We start from the raw sequence: 20,170 nt of genomic DNA on the forward strand, positions 1-20,170 counted from the left end.
CTGCGGAAACGCCCCACAGCGCCTCAAATCACTTTCCCAGTGGTGCACGGCAGCAGGTCCTAAATAGCGGTCGCCCCACCATCCACCGCCAATGCATGTCCGGTGGTGAACGCCGCACCATCGCTGCACAAATACAGGACCGCACTGGCGATTTCCCCGACCGTACCAATACGCCCGACCGGGTGCATGGCGGCGGCAAATTCGGCCTTGCGCGGATCGGCTTCATAGGCGCGGCGGAACATGTCGGTATCGATCACCGCCGGGCACACGGCGTTGACGCGGATTTTCTTTTTCGCGTACTCGATGGCCGCCGACTTGGTCAGGCCAATCACCGCATGCTTGGACGCCGCATAAATACTCATCTTCGGCGCAGCCCCCAACCCGGCCACCGACGCGGTATTGACGATCGCGCCGCCGCCCTGGGCCAGCAGCAACGGCAACTGGTACTTCATGCACAACCACACGCCCTTGACGTTGACGCCCATGATCGCGTCGAACTCATCCAGGGTGCCGTCGGCCAACTTGCCTTGTTCGATTTCGATGCCGGCATTGTTGAACGCATAGTCCAGGCGGCCATAACTGTTCAACACCTGCTGCATCAGGTTCTTTACGTCCGCCTCCAGGGTGACGTTGCAGCGCACGAACACCGCCTCACCGCCCACCTCGCGGATCAGCGCGACCGTGCCCTCGCCGCCCGTCACATCCAGGTCGGCGACCACCACCTTCAAGCCTTCCTCGGCAAATGCCAGTGCCGTGGCGCGGCCAATGCCGTTGGCGGCACCAGTGACCAGGGCGACCTGGCCGGAAAACGTCATGCTCATAGCTTTTATCCTTGGATGAATAACCGTTCGCCCAGCATAGCCAGTGCCCGGCGCCGCGCGTCAGCACTATCAGAAGGCCGGTTGAACGCCCATGCGTGGCAGTGATAAGTGTGCCGTGCCCACTATCAGGCCAGCCTATCGACGGGCATTCGCAGGCATCGGCCGAACTTGCTCCTGGCGCCTGGAAGGTCTATCACTTGAGGTTCATTTACCCAGAGTCCCTGCCATGACTGCCCAGACCAACCGCCAATTCCTGCTTGCCAAACGCCCGGTCGGCGCGGCCACGCGGGACACCTTTACCTATCAGGAAGTGCCAGTGGGCAACCTGGCGGACGGCCAGGTACTGGTGCGTAATGAGTACCTGTCCCTCGACCCGGCCATGCGTGGCTGGATGAATGAAGGCAAGTCCTACATCCCGCCGGTAGGCATCGGTGAAGTCATGCGCGCCCTGGGCGTAGGCCAGGTCATCGCCTCGAACACCCCGAAATTCGCCGTAGGCGATTATGTGAATGGCGCCCTGGGCGTGCAGGATTACTTCCTCGGCGAGCCGCGAGGTTTCTACAAGGTCGACCCGAAACTGGCGCCGTTGCCGCGCTATCTGTCGGCGCTGGGCATGACCGGCATGACCGCCTACTTCGCCCTGCTCGACACCGGCATGCCTAAGGCCGGCGACACCGTGGTGATTTCCGGCGCCGCCGGGGCGGTAGGCAGCATTGCCGGGCAGATCGCCAAAATCAAGGGATGCCGCGTGGTCGGGATTGCCGGCGGCGCCGACAAGTGCAAGTTCTTGCTGGATGAACTGGGGTTCGATGCGGCCATCGACTACAAGCACGAAGACGTGCCGGCGGCCCTCAAGCGCGAATGCCCGAAAGGCGTGGACGTGTATTTCGACAACGTGGGCGGCGATATCCTCGATGCCGTGCTCAGCCGCCTCGCGCTGAAGGCGCGGGTAGTGATCTGCGGTGCCATCAGCCAGTACAACAACAAGGAAGCCGTGAAGGGTCCGGCCAACTACTTGTCGCTGCTGGTCAATCGGGCGCGCATGGAAGGGTTTGTGGTGATGGACCACGCGGCGAACTTTGCCGCCGCCGGCCAGGAAATGGCTGGCTGGATGGCGCAGGGCAAGCTCAAGAGCAAGGAAGATATTGTCGAGGGGCTGGAGACATTCCCGGAGACGCTGATGAAGCTGTTCAACGGCGAGAACTTTGGCAAGTTGGTGCTCAAGGTCAACTGACACCCCACAGAGCCCTTGTGGGATTGGGTGCCAGCCGACACACCATAAGCAAATGTAGGAGCTGGCTTGCCTGCGATAGCATCACCTCGGACTGACTGAAAAACCGAGGTGCCTGCATCGCTGGCAAGCCAGCTCCCACATTTTTAGCGCAAAGGCATCAGGCGATTTCAGCAACCACCGCCGCCAGGGCCTTGGCCGGATCAGCCGCCTGGCTGATCGGGCGACCAATCACCAGGTAATCAGAACCCGCATCCAGCGCCTGGCGCGGGGTAAGGATGCGGCGCTGGTCGTCCTGGGCGCTGCCCGCCGGGCGAATCCCCGGAGTCACCAACTGCAACGCCGGATGGGCGGCCTTCAACGCCTGGGCTTCCAGCGCGGAACAGACCAGGCCATCAAGGCCGGCCTTCTGCGCCAGGGCCGCCAGGCGCAGCACTTGCTCCTGGGGCTCGATATCCAGGCCGATACCGGCCAGGTCTTCACGCTCCATGCTGGTCAGCACGGTTACACCGATCAGCAGCGGCTTGGGACCGCTGCGTTGCTCCAGCACCTCACGGCACGCGGCCATCATGCGCAGGCCGCCGGAACAGTGAACGTTGACCATCCACACGCCCATCTCGGCAGCGGCCTTGACCGCCATTGCGGTGGTGTTGGGGATATCGTGGAATTTCAGGTCGAGGAACACCTCAAAACCTTTGTCCCGCAGGGTGCCGACGATTTCTGCGGCGCAACTGGTGAACAATTCCTTGCCGACCTTGACCCGGCAGAGCTTGGGGTCCAACTGGTCAGCCAGCTTCAGTGCGGCGTCACGAGTGGGGTAATCCAGGGCGACGATGATAGGAGTCTGGCAGACGGACATTGGAATGGGCTCTCAGGCAAGTCGAAATCGGCGCGGATTGTAGCGCAAGCAGCGGCTTTGCGGGATCCGATGATCGGTAAATCCTCGCCGACTGCCTACTTTTCTGGGAGAAGCGGCTAATATTTCAAAGTCGATACATTCACGACACGCCTGCAACATGCCCCGCCAGTAGCCTCGCCCGCATGCCCCGACACGGCGCCTACGCTCAACGCACCTACCCCGTCGCCGCCCCTGGGCCGACGGTCAACCAGGCAGATGATCGCACCATGCATACCCCTTGCGCCCTGAACCACGAGCCCGCCACCGAGGACAAGCGCTGGAACACCCGCGCGCTGATCGTCGACGACGATGTGCCGATCCGCGAACTGCTGATCGATTACCTGGCCCGCTTCAACATCCTCGCCAGCGGCGTGACCGATGGCGCCGCCATGCGCCAGGCCATGCTGGCCGAGACCTTTGATGTGGTGGTGCTCGACCTGATGCTGCCGGGCGAAGACGGTTTGTCGATTTGCCGCTGGCTGCGGGCCGAATCGGATATCCCGATCCTGATGCTGACCGCCCGCTGCGAACCCACCGACCGCATTATCGGCCTGGAACTGGGGGCTGACGACTATATGTCCAAGCCGTTTGAACCCCGGGAACTGGTGGCGCGGATCCAGACCATCCTGCGCAGGGTTCGTGATGAGCGCACCGAGCAGCGGACCAACATCCGCTTCGATAACTGGCGCCTCAACAGCGTGCTGCGCCAACTGGTGGCCGACAACGGCCTGGTGGTGCCGCTGTCCAACGCCGAATTCCGTTTGCTGTGGGTATTTATCGAACGTCCGCGCCGGGTGCTCAGCCGCGAACAGTTGCTGGATGCCGCCCGTGGGCGCTCGATCGAAGCCTTTGACCGCAGCATCGACCTGCTGGTCTCGCGCCTGCGCCAGAAACTGGGGGACGACCCCAAGGCCCCGCAACTGATCAAGACCGTGCGCGGTGAAGGCTACCTGTTCGACGCGCGAGACATTGGCTGATGCGCAACGCCTTCAACACGTTGTTTGGCCGCCTGTTCGGGGTGTTGCTGGTGGGCATTGTGCTGGCCCATGTGCTGGCGATCCTTTGGTTCCAGCATTACGGCCCGCCGCCACCACCGCCTGTCACAACGCTGGTCGAACAAGCGGACGGTACCTTGGAGCCCCAGATACAGAGCCGTCCCAGACTCAGAGGCGCGGTGGTGCTGCTGTCCTTCCAATGTATCTCGCTGATCATCGCCGCGTGGTTCGGCGCCAAGCTGCTCAGCCGCCCGATCCAGCGCTTGAGCGCGGCGGCCGAGCGCCTGAGCCTGGACCTGGACAGCCCGCCCCTGGACGAATCCGGCCCGCGCGAAGCCCGCCAGGCTGCCTCGACCTTCAACCTGATGCAACGACGCATCCGCGAACAAGTCAGCCAGCGCGCGCGCATGCTCGGCGCAGTGTCCCACGACCTGCGCACCCCGCTGTCGCGGCTCAAGCTGCGCCTGGAGCAGATCGACGATATGCGCTTGCAGGGCCAGATGCGCCACGATCTGGACGACATGATCGGCATGCTCGACGCCACCTTGAGCTACCTGCACGAACAACGCACCGGCGAAAGCCGACAGTGGCTGGACGTGCAGGCACTGGTGCAATCTTTGAGCGAAAACGCCCAGGACCAGGGCGCAGACGTGCAGTGCCTGGGCCAAAGCGCCCCGCTGCAAGTGCAACCCATGGCCTTGCGCTCGTGCCTGAACAACCTGATCGACAACGCCCTGCGCTATGCCGGTACGGCGCGCATTGAACTGCAGGATAGCCCCCAGGCGCTGGTGATTCGGGTGATCGACCACGGGCCAGGGATTGCCGCCGAGCAGCGGGAAGCGGTGTTCGAAGCGTTTTTTCGGCTGGAAGGCTCGCGCAACCGTAATTCCGGGGGCGTGGGGCTGGGGATGACCATCGCCAAGGAGGCGGTAGAGCGGTTGGGGGGTAGATTGAGCCTGGAGGAAACACCAGGCGGTGGGTTGACGGCAAAAATGTGGCTACCCAGAAACGAACCCCTGTAGGAGCCGGCCTGCCGGCTCCTAGCAGAGATCAGTTTGTCTTGTCCTCGCGACGAACCTGCGCCTGGCTGGCGCTCCAATCCGTCAACAGGCTATACGCCACTGCCAGCAAGGTCGGCCCGATAAACAAGCCGATAAAGCCAAACGCGATCAAGCCACCAAATACCCCCAGCAGCACAATCACCAGCGGCAGGTTGCCGCCGCGGCTGATCAGGTACGGCTTGAGCACGTTGTCCACGCCGCTGATGATGAATGTGCCCCAGACGCCAAGGAACACCGCATAGGTGTAATCGCCCTTCCATACCAGCCAGGCCGTGGCCGGGATCCAGACCAGCGGCGGGCCCATGGGGATCAGGCTCAGCAGGAAGGTGACGATGCCCAGCACCAGTGCCCCCGGCACGCCGGCGATCAGGAAGCCGATCAGTGCCAGCAGTGCCTGGGCGGCGGCGGTGCCGATCACGCCGTTGACCACCCGCTGTACGGTACCGGCGACCAGGTCGATGTAGTACCCGGCACGCTCACCGATCAAGCGTTCCAGCAAACGGTGGACGAACATCGCCAGGCGCGGCCCGTCGCGGTAGAAAAAGAACACAAACACCAGGCTCAGGGTCAGCTCCAGAATGCCGCCGCCGATCTGCGCGCTACGGGCCAGCAGCCAGTTGCCGACCTGCCCCAGGTACGGCTTGATCGTGACCATCAAGGCTGCGCCCTGTTGGTCGATGCTGTCCCACATGCCCACCAGCCGCTCTCCCACAAACGGGATGGAGCCCAGCCAGGTGGGCGCCTCGGGTAGGCCGTCGACCTGGACGTCCTTGATCAGCGCCACGGCGTCGCGCACGTGGTCGGCCAGGTTGAAGCCCAGCCACACCAGCGGCACCGCCACCAGCAGCATCCAGCCCAGGGTCAGGATCCCGGCGGCCAGGGACTCGCGGCCACCCAGGGCGCGGGTCAACAGGCGCATCAGCGGCCAACTGGCAAACGCCAGCACCGCGCCCCAGAACAGCGCCGACCAGAACGGCGCCATCACCCAGAAACTGGCACCAAACAGCACCAGGAGCAGGATCTGCACCAGCAGGCGATCATTGTTGAGCATGTGGTTTCTCGAAAAAAGTCTGTAGAGGAAGAGCTTAGGCGAACGGCACGGGTCCGTTCGCCCTGGAACGATCAGCGGATCACTTGCAGATGCAGGCCCTTGGCCTCGCTAGTGGCGGTTTCCAACCGCGCCGCGCGTACGCCCTTGTCGATCAGGCCCTGGCGCCAGGCTTCGGCGTTGGGCCCGCTCAAACTGACCCGCAAGGTGGTATCGAGGTTCAATCCACGGGAAATCAGGGTCAGCCACGTGGCGTCGGGCTCAGCCCCCAGCGAGGGGAAATCCAGCTCGTCGGTGCTTTTCAGTTCGCGCAACAACGTGGCCGAGGTTGGCAGCAACTGCCCCAAGGGCGCGCTGGCGTCCATTTGCTCCACATGCAGGTACGCCCGGCGATTGCCGCGAGTGATGCCGTACAGCGCCACCAGGGAGTTGTCCTGGGGGGCGGCCAGGCGCAGCAAGAGGAATTCCTGCTGGCCATCGGCACCCACCAGCTTGGCATTGCCCAGGACCTCGTTGGCCCACAGGCTGCTTTCGCCACAATCGCGGGCCTGGCACCAGAACAGCAACTGTGCGCCCTGCTCTTGCAAGGCCTCGCGCGTGGATTTGAAGGCCGCGCTGGAACTGTGCTCGGCGGGCAGTTCATAGGTGATGGCGGTCACTTGACCACGCGCCGTGGCCTGGCCTTCGTAACGTAACTGGCCGCTGATCTTGCGGATCGCGCCCATCGGGTAAATGCGTTCTTTTTCTTCGGCGGGACGGTAGTCGACAATCTGCGCATCCACCTGACGGGCCACGCTGGGCAGATCCTGGCTTCCCGGTAGATCAGCAGCGAAAACCAACGGGCTGACGCAGCACAGCCCAAGCACACGGATAATTCCCTTGGCACTACTCATCGGATCGGTGCGCCTGGGCCGGTGGATGCCTTCGCGGTATTCGGATTGTTCATGGTTGACTCCCTTTCAATCCGCCCAGCCTCGACAGTTGCCCCCGCCAAGTCAAGGCGCGGTGAAGAACCGATTGAAACAGTCTGCAACAAGAGCGGCCCCCGGCTCGTCATTCAGGTGCAAATGATGGCCACCTGCAAGGGTCGTCACGGTGAACGGCAGCTGCGAAAGCAGCTCGGGATGCTTGGCCAGCATGCCCTCTTGTGCGACCACCAACTGCGTAGGGCAAGCTACCCGGCGCACGAAGGCCATGGCCTGTTCTTCCGTCAGGCGCATCGGCGAGGCCAGGGTCAGGCGGCTGTCGCTGCGCCAGGTGTAGCCGCCCGGCACCGGCATCAAGCCGCGCTGGGCCAGGAGTTCCGCGGCTTCACGGCTGACGGCGACCACACCTTTCATCCGCGCCTCCACCGCCCGGTCGAGGCTGCCATACACCGGCTTGCGCTTGTCTTGCAGGTTGATTTGCGCCTGCAAGGCCATGCCCAGGCGCTCGGCGGCGTTCTCGCCGGTGGCGGTCGGCGGGATCACGCCGTCGATCAATGCCAAATGCGTCACGCGCTCCGGCATGGCCCCGGCCAGTACGGTGGAAACAACCGCACCGAGGGAGTGGCCAAGTAATGCAAAACGTTTCCAGCCCAGTTGTTCGGCCACTTGCAGTACATCGAACACGTAATCCCACAGCGCATAACCTGCACCGGCCGGGCGATGGGACGAGTGGCCGTGGCCGGCCATGTCCAGGGCGACAATACGCAAGCCGTGCAGCTTGGGTGCCAGGCGCGCGAAGCTGTTGGCGTTGTCCAGCCAGCCATGCAGGGCGATCACCGGCAGGCCGTCTTGCGGGCCGAACAGATGGGCCGCCAGCTCGATATGCGGCAGGCTCAGGCGCACTTCTTCGACAGGCACGGTCATGCGCAGCTGCGCTCGCGGGCTTGCCAACGGGTGAACAGGTTCTTGATCAAGGTCGCCGTATCCTGCGGGCGCTCCAGGGGAAACATGTGGCCGCCGGGCATGGTCAGCATCTCGCCCATGGGCAGGCGCGCGACGCCGCTGGCGTGATGGCGCATCACCACCCGGCTCTGCCGGCCGCGTACCACGGCCAGTGGCACTTTCAATTGGCGAGTCTGGCCAGGGCTGGTGTGTGGCACGCCGCGGTAGATGCTGATTTCCGTGGCCGGGTCGAACCGCAGGCGCAGGCGATCGCCGACCTGGTGCAAACCGTGTTGCAGATAGGCCTCCAGGCAATCCGGGTCAAACCCGCGGAACAACGTCTTGCCGGAAAAATACTGGCGCGCGGCCTCCAGATCGGCGAACTCTTCGCGCCGGCCCAGGGTGCGGCCAGCCGGGGTCAGGCGGTCGATCAGGCCAAAACGCTTGGCCGCACGGATCACCCAGCGGTCGGCCAGGGTCAGCACCGGCGAGTCGAGCATCACCACCCCGCGATACAACTGCGGGCAGCGCAAGGCCGCGTGCAAATGCAACACCCCGCCCAGTGAATGGCCGACGCCCCACACCGGCCCCGGTTGCTGTTCCAGGTGGTGGATCAATTCGTCCACCAGGTTCTGCCAGTTGTCATCCACCGGAAACCGCGGATCGTGGCCGTGCTGCGACAGGTGCGCCACTGCGTACTCCGGCGCCAGGGCCTCGAACAATTTGCCGTAGGTCGCCGAAGGGAAGCCATTGGCATGGGTGAAAAACACATGTTGCGACATAGCCTGCCCATCTTCAAAAACAGAAATCGATTGTCCCCACCCCCGGTCGCTACAGCAATGACTGTAACTGCCAGGAATGATGACACTCACGCCACGCCTATCGCGCTGGCGGGTTCTCGCCCAGCGGCACCACCGCCATGGTCAGGCGCGACACGCAACTGGCCTTGCCCTCGTCACTGGTCAGGCGAATATCCCAGACATGGGTGGTGCGCCCGATATGGATCGCCCGGGCCACCGCCGTCACCCGCCCGGACCGCAGGCCGCGCAGGTGATTGGCGTTGATCTCAAGGCCCACGCAGTAGAACTTGCTGGCGTCGATGCACAAATAGCTGGCCATGGAGCCGACCGTTTCGGCCAACACCACCGAGGCCCCACCGTGCAGCAGGCCATAGGGTTGATGGGTGCGGTGGTCGATCACCATGCTGGCGGTCAGGGACTCGTCGTCGAAGCGTTCGAAACGGATGTCCAGTACTTCACCAATGGTGTTTTTCTGGATGGCATTGAGTTGCTCGATATTGGGAAGGGTGCGCCACAGGCTCATTGCAGTGTCCTTATTGATTTTATTGAATGCTCAATCCTGCCACAGCACCGCCTCGGAGCGCGCGCTCCAGGCCTGGAACTGTGGACCGTAGGTTGACTCGATCACGTTGCGCTTGATCTTCAGGGTCGGCGTCAGAAAGCCGTTTTCCACGGCCCAACTGTCTTTCACCACCACCAGTTGACGCAAGCGCTCATGTTTATCCAGCACCTGGTTGACCTCCTCCAGCAGGCGCTCCAGGCTGCCGTGCAAGGATTGCCGGGCCTCGCTGGCCGCCTCTTGCAGGCCCACCGCAGACAGCACGCACAAGCCCATCGGCGCGCTCAGGCCATCGCCGACCACGCACACCTGCTCGATGCGCCCGTGCTCCGCCAGGCGGTTTTCGATGGGCGCCGGGGCCACGTACTTGCCCTTGCTGGTCTTGAAGATTTCCTTGAGGCGCCCGGTCAGGCGCAAGCGGCCTTCGGCATCCTGCTCGCCCTTGTCGCCGGTACGCAGGAAGCCGTCCTCGGTGAGGGTCTCGGCGGTCTTCTGCGGGTCCTTGAAGTAGCCGAGCATGGTCGCGCCGCTGCGTACCTGGACTTCGCCAGCCGGATCGATGCGCACCTCCACGTCCGGGCACGGCAGGCCGATCCAGCCGATCTTCTGCTGGCCCGGGCGACAGACGTGAGAGTAACCACAACTTTCGGTCATGCCATACACCTCCAGCACGTCCAGGCCCAGGCGCTGGTACCAGCGCAGCAGCGCCTCGGGCACCGGCGCGGCACCGGACAGGGCCACCCGGACCGCGTCCAGCCCCAGGCCGGCAAGGACCTTGTGGCCTACACGCTTGCCGATAAATGGCAGGCGCAGCAGCAGGTCCAGGCGTTTTTCCGGGATTTTGCCGTACACCCCCATCTGGAATTTGGTCCAGATCCGCGGCACGCCGAACAGGGCCGTGGGCCGGGCGCGTTGCAGGTCGGTGAGGAAGGTGTCGAGGCTTTCGGCAAAAAACACCGTTTGCCCGGTGTAGATCGCCGCCATCTCGACAAACATGCGCTCGGCCACATGGCACAGCGGCAGGTAAGACAGCAGGCGATCGCCCTCCCCCAGGCCGAACAGCTCGGTACCCCGGGTCGCCGCGAACGCCAGGCCGCCGAAGGTATGCATTACGCCCTTGGGCAGGCCAGTGGTGCCGGAGGTGTAAATGATGGTGGCCAGGTCCGTGGCCGCAGGCGCGGGGTCATCCTGGATCGGCGAGCAGGCTTGCAGGTCGGCCCAGGTGAAGTCGAACTCACCTTCGGGGCACAGCGGCAGGCTGATGGTCGCAAGCCCGGCCTTGATGCCTGGGGCCATGGCTGGCCAGTCGTCAAGCTTGCCGATAAACGCCAACGCGGCCTCGGAGTGCTCCAGCACATGGGCCACGGAATCGGCGGTGAGGTTGGGATACAGCGGGACCGAGACATGCCCGGCCATCCAGATCGCCAGGTCGGCGATGATCCAGTGCGCGCAGTTTTTCGAGATCAGGGCAATGTGCGAGCCCTGGGGCAGCTCCCGCGCGCGCAGCCAATGGGCGGCACAACGGGCCTGGTGACCGGCTTCGCCCCAGGTGAGCGTCTGCACCTCGCCGCCGCCCAGGGGCTGGACCAGAAAGCGCTGGCGCGGATGGCGCGCCTCACGTTCAAAGAAGACCTGCAGCGGCAAACGAAAAGCGACAGACATGGGACGCGCTCCTGTGTGTTCCGATGGTAGCCAACCAAGCACTTGCTTGGTGGACTATTCCATGCACAAAGGAGCACTGCAAGTTCCTTACTGACACAACACAAATAAGTGTGGGAGCGGGCTTGCTCGCGAATGCGCAGTGTCAGCCAATATATTCATTGACTGATACACCGTATTCGCGGGCAAGCCCGCTCCCACAGGTGATTGTGTCGTGCCTGAAAAATCAGGGGTTTTTGACGCTATTGAGGCTCATCAGCCCCGCCAACGGAAAGTCCCCTTCCAGCTCCGCCAGGCTGGCGGTGTGCATCGGTTGCGGCTGGCGCTGGTGGCCGTGCTGCAAAAAGCTGATCAGGTTGCCCACCAATGGCTGATGGCTGACCAGCAGCACACTGTCATCGGTGTCGAGTTTTTCCAGCACTTGCAGGGGGTTGCCGTCCGGCGTCAGCCACGGCACGGTGCGGATTTCTGGCACAAACCCCAGCGCCTCACGCACCAACTGTGCAGTCTGCTGCGCCCGCGCATAAGGGCTGGCAATGATTGCGCTGATGGGTTGGCCGATCAGGTGCGCGGCGCTGTGCAGCACTTCTTCGCGGCCCCGCTCGGTCAGGTTGCGCTGGGCGTCGCTGGACGCATGGGACTCGGCCTCTCCGTGGCGCAATATCCACAGTTTCATAGCTTGGGCTCTTCATCGCGCACCGGGTGCGGGGCTGGCGGCACGCTGTGAGCGGCCTCGCCTTCCGGAGCGCGCGGGGTTGGCCAGTCGGCGAAGGGCCAGGGTTTCTGCTCGCTGTGGAAGCTGCCAAAACGGCCAATCTGCGCGAGGAACTGGCTGAGGCTGTCGCCAAAGTTCATCAGGCCCAGGTTCGGTGCGCCGTAGATCAGGCGGTAGATCAACTGCACCACCACCAACGCCCCGAGGATGAACTGCGCCACTTGCCAGACCAGGGCAAACACCAGCATCCACAGGATGCGCAGGACAATGGATTCATACTTGGGTGCTGTTTTCGGATCGTTCATCGCGCGTTCCTCAGTTGAAACCACTGGTGGAAATAAAGTCGACATCGGTCTTGGGTTCGGCACGCATCAGCAACTCGATGACCTGGTTCAAGGTGCGCCCTTCGAACAGGATCGCGTGCAGGCCGGCGACCAACGGCATATAGACCCCGGTCTCCTGGGCCTTGGCCTTGAGCACCTTCAGGGTGTTGACCCCTTCGGCCACTTCACCCAGGCGGGTGACGGCATCTTCCAGGCTCAAGCCCTGGCCCAGGGCAAAACCCACTTGGTAGTTGCGGCTTTTCGGTGACGAACAAGTGACGATCAGGTCGCCCACCCCGGCCAGGCCGAGGAACGTCATGGGGTTGGCGCCCTGGTTGACCGCAAAGCGGGTCATTTCCGCAAGCGCGCGGGTGATCAGCATGCTCTTGGTGTTTTCCCCCATGCCCAGGGCCACCGCCATGCCGGCGATGATGGCGTAGACGTTTTTCAACGCACCGCCCAGCTCCACGCCAAAGCGATCGGCACTGGCATAGACACGGAAGGTGCGGCCATGCAGCACCGCCTGCACCTGTTCGCACAGGGCCTCGTCTTCACTGGCGACCACGGTGGCGGTCAAGGCGTGTTCGGCCACTTCCCGCGCCAGATTCGGCCCGGAGAGCACGCCAATACGGGCCTGGGGCGCGATGTCCTCGAGGATTTCGCTCATCAGCTTGAAGGTCTGGGCCTCGATGCCTTTGGTCAGGCTGACCAGCATCTTGCCCGCCAGTCGCTCGGCATGGGGCGCCAGCACCGAGCGCAGGGCGCTGGAAGGCAGCGCGACGAAGCACAGGTCGCAGTCATCCAGGGTGGCCTGCAGGTCCGTGACCGGCGTGACCGCCGCATGAATCTTGATGCCCTTGAGGTAACGGGGGTTTTCCCGGTTGACCCGGATGGCCTCGGCCTGTTCGGGATCGCGCATCCACTGACGCACCTGATGGCCGTTCTCGGCCAGCAGATTAGCCACGGCGGTACCAAAACTTCCGCCTCCCAGGACCGCAATTGGGCGCTGTTCAGTCATATGCAATCCGTTAATCCATAGCAGTGGCGATGGCGGCATTATACGGGCCGGCCCGATGGCGGCCAGCCCTTCCGTAATTTCCCGCGATTGTCGGAAAATGGCCGGATAGACCACAGTAATTGCGATAGCGCCGACTGGCAAAAGCGCCCGCCTCAGTTAACATGGGCGGCTATCCGCAATTATCAAGGCCGTACCGTGTATTTGGGCCCTCCTCCTCGTTCATCTGTGTTTCTGGCGCTGCTGGTCAGTGCGCCATTGCTGGCCGACGATCTGTTCCTCGACAACCAACCGCTGCCCCAGGTCCTCACGGCGACCCGGCTCAAGCAGTCGGCCGCCGCCGTGCCTGGCAGCATGACGGTGATCGACAGCGAACTGATCAAGGCCAGCGGCGCGCGGGATATCGCCGAGTTGCTGCGCCTGGTGCCGGGGATGATGGTGGGCTACACCTCGGGCAACCAGGCTGCCGTCAACTATCACGGCACCAACGCCAGCGAAGCACGGCGCATGCAGGTGCTGATCGATGGCCGCTCGGTGTACCGCGCCGGCCTCGCCACGGTGGACTGGAGCGATATTCCGGTGGCCATGGAGGATATCGAGCGGATCGAGGTGTTCCGTGGGCCCAATACCGTCAGCTACGGCGCCAATGCGCTGATGGCAGTGGTCAATATCCTCACCCGCTCGCCGGCCAACAGCCTGGGCACCCGGATGAAAATGACCCGGGGCGAGCGCGGCATCAATGATTGGTATGCCAGCCAGGGCCTGGGCTGGGACACCGGCAACCTGCGGCTGTCACTGTCCGGGCAACAAGACGACGGTTTTGACAGCGACCGGGTGGGTGCCGACTACCGCGATAGCCGGCGCCTCAACCGCTTCAGCCTGAAAGTCAGCCAGACCCTCGACCAGCAGCAAAGCATCGACTGGCAGATCAACGCCAAGGAAGGGACCAACCAGCGGCCGTACACCTACAAGCCGGTGTTTGCCGGGATTACCGATGGTGGGACTGATTCCGACGTCAGCGCCAAGGACTACGCCGCCTCCCTGCGCTGGAACTTCGACTTCAACCCCGACCACAGCCTGTATATCCAGGGTTCGGCGCAGCAGTGGGATCGCCGCCAGGTGTGGAAAGCCTGTGACGCCAAGGTCTCGTTCAGCCCGCAGTTGACACAGTTGTGGCAAATGAACCCCAACTACGCTGAAAAGTTGGCGCGGCACATGCAGGATTACCAGGGCGGCACCCCACCGCAGGGTTCCGCAGCCGAGCAGGCGCTGGCCCAAGAGGTCATCGAACAGTGGAATCAAGGCGGCAAGGAAAGCGTCTGCGGCAACATCGACCAAAGCACCAAGGAAAGCCGCTACGACCTGGAAGTACAGGACACCCTGAGCCTGTCCGACAGCCTGCGCCTGGTCAGCGGCATGAATTACCGCTACGACCGCGCCGACTCCGACACCTACTTCAATGGCCGGCTGGACGACACCACCTGGCGCCTGTTCGGCCATCTGGAATGGCGCGCCAGCGAACATTGGCTGTTGCAGGGCGGGGCGATGTACGAAAGCACCCAATTGAGCGGCAATTCGCTCACGCCCAGGGTCGCGGTCAACTACCTGATCAACCCGCGCCATGGGCTGCGCGCGGTGTACTCCGAGGCCATCCGCTCGCCGGACATGTTCGAGAACAATGTGAACTGGAGCTACCGGGTCACCAACCTCAGTTCCCCCGTGTACGGGCAGAACTCCGGGCAGTATTTCGTCAAGACCCGGGGCCCGGGCGACCTCGACAAGGAGCTGATGCGCTCCCGGGAGCTGGGCTACAACGGTTTTTTTGCCGACATTGGGCTGAACCTCGACGTCAAGCTGTTCTATGACGAAATCACCGGCATGATCAGCGAGCCCTTGCGCAACAACCAGTACATCGCCAGCAACAGTAACAGCTCGCGTTTTACCGGGACCGAGACCCAGCTGGACTGGCACTTGAGTACCGCCGACCGCCTGCGCCTGACCTATGCTTACGTGGATGCCGACGCCAGCAACGCGCTGGACCGCCAACAGACCGCACGCAACAGCGGCTCGGCCGGCTGGATGCGCGAGTGGGGGCAAGGCTGGTCCAGCGCGCTGTTCTATTATGGCAACGATGCACTCAATCAATATCGCTTTGAACGGGTCGACATGCGAGTCGCCAAACGCATCGCCCTGGGCAAGGCCAACCTGGAGCTGGCCGGCATGCTGCAACAACGCCTCGACCACCAGCCCACCACCCAGGTCGACAATAACTACGACCAGCGCCACGTCCTCTACTTCAGTGCGGAGTTAGAGTTCTGACATGAACCCTGCCCAGTCAAGGATGACCGCCCTCTTCGGCGCCAGGTTCTGGCGCCGCTGCCTACTGCTCGCCAGCCTGGCATTGGCCAAGCCCGTGTGGAGCGCCGAAATCCTGCTGACCGCCGCCGAGGATGGCCCCGGCGTGCAGGCATTCACCCAGGCCCTGCGCGAGCAACGCCCTGCCGATAGCGTCACCTTCAAGGCCCTGCAAGACATGCCCGCCCCCGGCCAACTGCCGAGCAGCACCCGCCTGGTCCTGCTGGACCCGCCCAGCCTCGACTGGCGCCTGCAGGATCCCCAGGGCCCGGCCACCCTGGTGCTGCGTATCAGTCGCCTGCAAGCCCGCGAGCGCCTGGGCAACCATGTGCCTGGCAAGATCAGCCTGCTGTGGAGCGACCCGCCCCTGGACCGGCAGTTGCGTCTGATCGCCAATATCCTGCCCCAGGCCCGGCGTATCGGCGTGCTGTACGGCAGCGAAAGCGAATTCCTGCTGCCAGAGTTGCGCCAGCATGCGTCGGCCCAGGGCCTGGAAATCGTCGCCCAGCACTGGGACAACATTAATGACAGTCGCCCGTTGCTGAACCTGTTCAAAAACAGCGATGTGTTGCTGGGGCTGGATGATCCGCAGTTGTACAACCCAAAGACCGTGAAAAACCTGCTGTTGAGCAGCTACGCCAGGCAGTTGCCGCTGATCGGGCCCAACGCCGGCTTCGTACGGGCCGGCAGCCTGGCCAGTACCTACAGCGACCAGGCCGACTGGCTGGATGTACTTGACCGCCTGCTCGATCGCCCGCCGGCCAGTTGGCCGCGCTCGCTGTACCCGGAACACTTCAAAGTCGTGGGCAACCCGCAAGTGGCGCGCTCGCTGGGGATCGAACAGGTGGACGAGACCGCCGTCGCGACCCGATTGGCCGAAGGGGAGAAACACCCATGACCTTGCGTCGCCGCTGGGATATCAACACCCGCACCCAGATCATCACCCTGGGCCCGGCCCTGTTGCTGACGTTGCTGCTGATCAGCTTCTTTACCTTCGTGCGGATCCAGGATCTGCGCCAGGAACTGGACCACACCGGCCAACTGATCGCCAACCAACTGGCCCCGGCCACCGAGTACGGGGTGATTTCAGGCAACAACGACGTGCTCGACAGCCTGCTGCGGGCGACCCTGGCCACGCCGCACGTGCGCTTCCTGGAAATCCAGGACAGCGCGGAAAACATCCTGGTGTATGTGGAGCAGCCATCGGAAAAGCACGACCGCTCGCTGTCGGTGAAAATCTTCCAGGCGCCGATCCGTCTGCAGCATATCCAGCTGGGCAACGATTTTTTCCAGGACAGCACCGCGCAATCCAAAGCGCCACGGGCCGACTACCTGGGGCGGGTGATCGTCGGCATGTCCAATGACGCCTTCAGCCAGCGCCAGCAGGAAATCCTCTTCAAGGCCGCGATCCTCGCCCTGTTTGCCCTGCTCTTTACCTTCCTGCTGGCGCGGCGCCTGGCCGCCAGCCTGTCGCAGCCGATCAGCGCCATGGGCCATGCGGTCAAGGCGATCCAGCAGGGTGACTACAGGGCCCCGCTGCCGATTGTCGACGACTCGGAGTTGGGCGATCTGTCCCGGCATATCAACAACCTTGCCGAAGGCCTGCACCACGCCAGCCGCGAACAGCAGCAGGCCATGGCCCAGTTGATCCAGACGCGCGAGGAAGCCGAGCGCGCCAACAGCGCAAAATCCGACTTCCTGGCGATGATGAGCCACGAACTGCGCACGCCGATGAATGGTGTGCTGGGCATGCTGCAACTGCTCGAAACCACGTCCATGACCGACGAGCAGACCGAGTACGCCGCGCTGGCCTCGGAGTCCACCGAGCACCTGCTCAAAGTCATCAACGATATCCTCGACTTCTCGCGTATCGAACGTTCGGCCCTGGAGCTTGAACATATCCCGTTCAACCTGGTGGACCTGATCAACAGTTGCGCCCAGGCCTTCCAGCACAGCGCCATACAGCGCGGGCTGATCCTGGAACTGCCGATCCCGCCGGGCATGGAGGCGTTGCGCGTGCAGGGCGACCCGACGCGGATCCGGCAGATCCTGGTGAACCTGATCGGCAATGCACTGAAATTCACCGAGCAGGGCACGGTCAGCGTCGAGCCCAACTGGCAGACCCTGGATCATGAACTGCTGTGGTTCACCTGCACCGTGCGCGACACCGGGATTGGCATCTCGGCCGAGCGCCTGGAACTGATGTTCGATGCTTTTCAACAGGCGGACAGCTCTATCTCCAGGCGTTACGGCGGCACCGGCCTGGGCCTGCCGATTGCCCGCACCCTGGCCGAGCGCATGGGCGGCACCTTGCGCGCCAAGAGCGAAGAAGGCCTGGGGTCGGTGTTCACCCTGGAAATCCCCCTGGCGATCTACCAACAGAGCCTGCCGCAGATCGCCGCAGCCACCCAGCACAAAGCCAGTGCCGGTGAAGGTCGCAATGTGTTGCTGGTGGAGGACAACCCGGTCAACCGCACGGTGGTCCAAGCCATGCTGCGCAGCCTGGGGTTCGAGGTGAGCATCGCCACCGATGGCGCCGAAGCGATTCGCAGTGCCGAAAGCCTGATTTTCACGGCGATCCTGATGGATTGCCGGCTGCCGGTGATCGACGGCTATGAAGCCACCCGCCAGATTCGCCAATTGCCCGGCTGCGCCGACCTGCCGATCATTGCCCTGACAGCCAATGCGTTACAGGGCGATCGCGAGGCGTGCCTGGCCGCTGGAATGAACGATTATCTGGCCAAGCCGTTCAAACGCACGGATTTGCAGCAAATCCTACAGCGCTGGGTGCATTAGATCAGCACCATCAGCCAACTGCGACTGGCGTGAAACACGAAAGTGCGGCAGTCTTAGGCACCCGAGCGGGCCTATAAATGAGTCCGGTTTAAAATTTCAGTGCACAAGTGTACATTCATGTCCTTGATGCTGTGACTTTCACTACAACGCAATAGTCTACCTGTAGGCTGCCGACGTGAGGCAAGCACGCTTCAGTCGGTCGGGAAGATTTACCCGGCCCTGCCGCATGGGATTATTGAGGAGCTCGCATGACCAAACAAAACGCCTTTACCCGGGAAGACCTGCTGCGCTGCAGTCGCGGTGAGCTGTTCGGCCCAGGTAACGCGCAACTGCCCGCCCCTAACATGCTGATGGTGGATCGCATCACCCATATCAGCGAAGAGGGTGGCAAGTACGGCAAAGGTGAATTGGTCGCCGAGCTGGATATCACCCCGGACCTGTGGTTCTTCGCCTGCCATTTCGAAGGTGACCCAGTGATGCCAGGCTGCCTGGGCCTGGATGCCATGTGGCAACTGGTCGGTTTCTACCTCGGCTGGCAAGGCCTGCCGGGCCGCGGTCGCGCCTTGGGTTCGGGCGAAGTGAAGTTCTTTGGCCAGGTCCTGCCGACCGCCAAGAAAGTCACCTACAACATTCAAATCAAGCGCGTCCTCAAGGGCAAGCTGAACCTGGCCATTGCCGACGGTTCGGTGACTGTCGACGGTCGCGAGATCTACACCGCCGAAGGCCTTCGCGTCGGCGTGTTCACTTCCACTGACAACTTTTAAGGGTTATCCGCATGCGCCGCGTCGTTATCACTGGTCTGGGCATCGTTTCGTGCCTGGGCAATGACAAAGAGACCGTCTCCGCTAACCTGCGTGCAAGTCGCCCTGGCATCCGCTTCAACCCGGAATATGCCGAAATGGGTCTGCGTAGCCAGGTTTCCGGCTCCATCGACCTCCCCCTCGAAGAACTGATCGATCGCAAGATCTATCGCTTCGTTGGCCACGCCGCAGCTTATGCCTACCTGGCCATGAAAGACGCAATCGCCGACTCCGGCCTGAGCGACGACCAGGTGTCCAACGTACGCACCGGCCTGATCGCAGGCTCCGGTGGCGCGTCGACCTTGAACCAGATGGAAGCGCTGGACATCCTGCGCGAGAAAGGCGTCAAGCGCGTTGGCCCGTACCGCGTCACGCGGACCATGGGCAGCACCGTTTCCGCATGCCTGGCCACGCCATTCCAGATCAAGGGCGTGAACTACTCGATCTCCTCCGCCTGCGCCACCAGCGCTCACTGCATTGGTACCGCGGTCGAGCAGATCCAGCTGGGCAAGCAAGACATCGTATTCGCCGGTGGCGGTGAAGAAGAACACTGGAGCCAATCGTTCCTGTTCGACGCCATGGGCGCGCTGTCCACCCAGTACAACGAAACCCCGGAAAAAGCCTCCCGTGCCTACGACGCCAAGCGTGACGGTTTCGTCATCGCCGGTGGTGGCGGCATGGTGGTGGTCGAGGAGCTGGAACACGCCCTGGCCCGTGGCGCGAAGATCTACGCGGAAATCGTCGGCTACGGCGCGACTTCCGACGGCTACGACATGGTTGCGCCAAGCGGCGAAGGTGCCATCCGTTGCATGCAGATGGCCATGTCCACCGTGGATACGCCAATCGACTACCTGAACACCCATGGCACCTCCACTCCGGTGGGCGATGCCAAGGAAATGGAAGGCGTGCGTGCGGTATTCGGCGACAAGGCTCCGGCCATCAGCTCCACCAAGAGCCTGTCGGGTCACTCCCTGGGCGCCGCCGGCGTTCACGAAGCGATCTACTGCCTGCTGATGATGGAAGGCAACTTCATGGCCGGTTCGGCCAACATCGAAGAGCTGGACCCAGCCGTGGCTGATATGCCGATCCTGACCAAGACCCGTGAAGATGCCACCATCAACACGGTCATGAGCAACAGCTTCGGCTTTGGCGGCACCAATGCCACCCTGGTGCTCAAGCGCTGGCAGGGTAAGTAATACCCCGCAGGTTGTGCTTATGAAAACGCC

General features: G+C 63.0%; 19 protein-coding genes. 8 read left to right on the top strand and 11 right to left on the bottom strand.

Annotated features, from left to right (window positions below; translation table 11 throughout):
• Nucleotides 1–59 precede the first annotated feature (59 nt).
• Nucleotides 60–821, bottom strand: a complete 762-nt coding sequence (locus tag HBO05_RS12735; RefSeq protein ID WP_170056988.1) for an SDR family oxidoreductase — start codon at nucleotides 819–821, stop codon at nucleotides 60–62.
• A gap of 226 nt (nucleotides 822–1,047) precedes the next feature.
• Here HBO05_RS12735 and HBO05_RS12740 point away from each other — a divergent pair, with 226 nt between their 5' ends.
• Nucleotides 1,048–2,055: an NADP-dependent oxidoreductase gene (locus HBO05_RS12740; RefSeq protein WP_172312800.1), complete on the top strand. Its 1,008-nt coding sequence runs from the start codon at nucleotides 1,048–1,050 to the stop codon at nucleotides 2,053–2,055.
• A 157-nt stretch (nucleotides 2,056–2,212) separates the two neighbouring features.
• Here the strand turns inward: HBO05_RS12740 and pyrF are convergent, their stop codons facing one another.
• On the bottom strand, nucleotides 2,213–2,911 hold the full coding sequence (gene pyrF / locus HBO05_RS12745) for an orotidine-5'-phosphate decarboxylase (RefSeq protein WP_029292743.1): 699 nt from the start codon (nucleotides 2,909–2,911) through the stop codon (nucleotides 2,213–2,215).
• A 266-nt stretch (nucleotides 2,912–3,177) separates the two neighbouring features.
• Between pyrF and HBO05_RS12750 the strand changes: the two genes are divergently transcribed.
• Both HBO05_RS12750 and HBO05_RS12755 read left to right on the top strand, forming a co-directional pair.
• A complete protein-coding gene (locus HBO05_RS12750; RefSeq protein WP_169956845.1) occupies nucleotides 3,178–3,927 on the top strand; it encodes a response regulator in 750 nt (249 codons plus the stop codon).
• Nucleotides 3,927–4,967, top strand: coding sequence for an ATP-binding protein (locus HBO05_RS12755; protein ID WP_172312802.1), 1,041 nt, complete (start codon nucleotides 3,927–3,929; stop codon nucleotides 4,965–4,967). The genes HBO05_RS12750 and HBO05_RS12755 overlap by 1 nt, the downstream gene beginning before the upstream one ends.
• Before the next feature lie 28 nt (nucleotides 4,968–4,995).
• On the opposite strand, the gene HBO05_RS12760 is transcribed toward HBO05_RS12755, so the two are convergent.
• The 9 genes from HBO05_RS12760 to HBO05_RS12800 form a co-directional block, all read right to left on the bottom strand.
• Nucleotides 4,996–6,057 (bottom strand): AI-2E family transporter, encoded by a 1,062-nt coding sequence (locus HBO05_RS12760; RefSeq protein WP_169956816.1) that lies wholly within the window; start codon nucleotides 6,055–6,057, stop codon nucleotides 4,996–4,998.
• A 71-nt stretch (nucleotides 6,058–6,128) separates the two neighbouring features.
• Nucleotides 6,129–6,947 (bottom strand): DUF4892 domain-containing protein, encoded by an 819-nt coding sequence (locus HBO05_RS12765; RefSeq protein WP_169956814.1) that lies wholly within the window; start codon nucleotides 6,945–6,947, stop codon nucleotides 6,129–6,131.
• 102 nt (nucleotides 6,948–7,049) lie between these two features.
• Nucleotides 7,050–7,904: an alpha/beta hydrolase gene (locus HBO05_RS12770; RefSeq protein ID WP_169956812.1), complete on the bottom strand. Its 855-nt coding sequence runs from the start codon at nucleotides 7,902–7,904 to the stop codon at nucleotides 7,050–7,052.
• Nucleotides 7,901–8,704, bottom strand: coding sequence for an alpha/beta hydrolase (locus HBO05_RS12775; protein ID WP_172312804.1), 804 nt, complete (start codon nucleotides 8,702–8,704; stop codon nucleotides 7,901–7,903). The genes HBO05_RS12770 and HBO05_RS12775 overlap by 4 nt, the downstream gene beginning before the upstream one ends.
• 97 nt (nucleotides 8,705–8,801) lie before the next feature.
• Nucleotides 8,802–9,245 carry a hotdog fold thioesterase gene (locus HBO05_RS12780; RefSeq protein ID WP_169956808.1) on the bottom strand — a complete coding sequence of 148 codons (444 nt, stop codon included), beginning with the start codon at nucleotides 9,243–9,245 and terminating at the stop codon, nucleotides 8,802–8,804.
• A gap of 30 nt (nucleotides 9,246–9,275) precedes the next feature.
• Nucleotides 9,276–10,943 (bottom strand): AMP-binding protein, encoded by a 1,668-nt coding sequence (locus HBO05_RS12785; protein ID WP_169956806.1) that lies wholly within the window; start codon nucleotides 10,941–10,943, stop codon nucleotides 9,276–9,278.
• Nucleotides 10,944–11,166: 223 nt separating this feature from the next.
• Complete coding sequence (gene sixA / locus HBO05_RS12790) at nucleotides 11,167–11,616, bottom strand: phosphohistidine phosphatase SixA (protein WP_172312806.1); 450 nt, start codon at nucleotides 11,614–11,616, stop codon at nucleotides 11,167–11,169.
• Nucleotides 11,613–11,960 (bottom strand): DUF4389 domain-containing protein, encoded by a 348-nt coding sequence (locus tag HBO05_RS12795; RefSeq protein ID WP_038447121.1) that lies wholly within the window; start codon nucleotides 11,958–11,960, stop codon nucleotides 11,613–11,615. Before HBO05_RS12795 ends, sixA begins: the two co-directional genes overlap by 4 nt.
• 10 nt (nucleotides 11,961–11,970) lie before the next feature.
• On the bottom strand, nucleotides 11,971–12,996 hold the full coding sequence (locus HBO05_RS12800) for an NAD(P)H-dependent glycerol-3-phosphate dehydrogenase (RefSeq protein ID WP_169956803.1): 1,026 nt from the start codon (nucleotides 12,994–12,996) through the stop codon (nucleotides 11,971–11,973).
• A gap of 195 nt (nucleotides 12,997–13,191) precedes the next feature.
• On the opposite strand from HBO05_RS12800, the gene HBO05_RS12805 reads away from it, so the two are divergent.
• From HBO05_RS12805 to fabB, 5 genes are all read left to right on the top strand, one after another.
• Nucleotides 13,192–15,312, top strand: a complete 2,121-nt coding sequence (locus HBO05_RS12805; protein WP_170042650.1) for a TonB-dependent receptor — start codon at nucleotides 13,192–13,194, stop codon at nucleotides 15,310–15,312.
• Nucleotide 15,313: 1 nt separating this feature from the next.
• Nucleotides 15,314–16,246 carry an ABC transporter substrate binding protein gene (locus tag HBO05_RS12810; RefSeq protein WP_262381072.1) on the top strand — a complete coding sequence of 311 codons (933 nt, stop codon included), beginning with the start codon at nucleotides 15,314–15,316 and terminating at the stop codon, nucleotides 16,244–16,246.
• On the top strand, nucleotides 16,243–18,144 hold the full coding sequence (locus HBO05_RS12815) for an ATP-binding protein (RefSeq protein ID WP_169956799.1): 1,902 nt from the start codon (nucleotides 16,243–16,245) through the stop codon (nucleotides 18,142–18,144). The genes HBO05_RS12810 and HBO05_RS12815 overlap by 4 nt, the downstream gene beginning before the upstream one ends.
• A gap of 248 nt (nucleotides 18,145–18,392) precedes the next feature.
• Nucleotides 18,393–18,908: a 3-hydroxyacyl-[acyl-carrier-protein] dehydratase FabA gene (gene fabA, locus HBO05_RS12820; RefSeq protein WP_003210552.1), complete on the top strand. Its 516-nt coding sequence runs from the start codon at nucleotides 18,393–18,395 to the stop codon at nucleotides 18,906–18,908.
• 11 nt (nucleotides 18,909–18,919) lie between these two features.
• Nucleotides 18,920–20,140: a beta-ketoacyl-ACP synthase I gene (gene fabB, locus HBO05_RS12825; protein ID WP_170042649.1), complete on the top strand. Its 1,221-nt coding sequence runs from the start codon at nucleotides 18,920–18,922 to the stop codon at nucleotides 20,138–20,140.
• Nucleotides 20,141–20,170 lie beyond the last annotated feature (30 nt).

Source organism: Pseudomonas sp. WS 5079, assembly GCF_012985465.1.
Lineage (GTDB): Bacteria > Pseudomonadota > Gammaproteobacteria > Pseudomonadales > Pseudomonadaceae > Aquipseudomonas.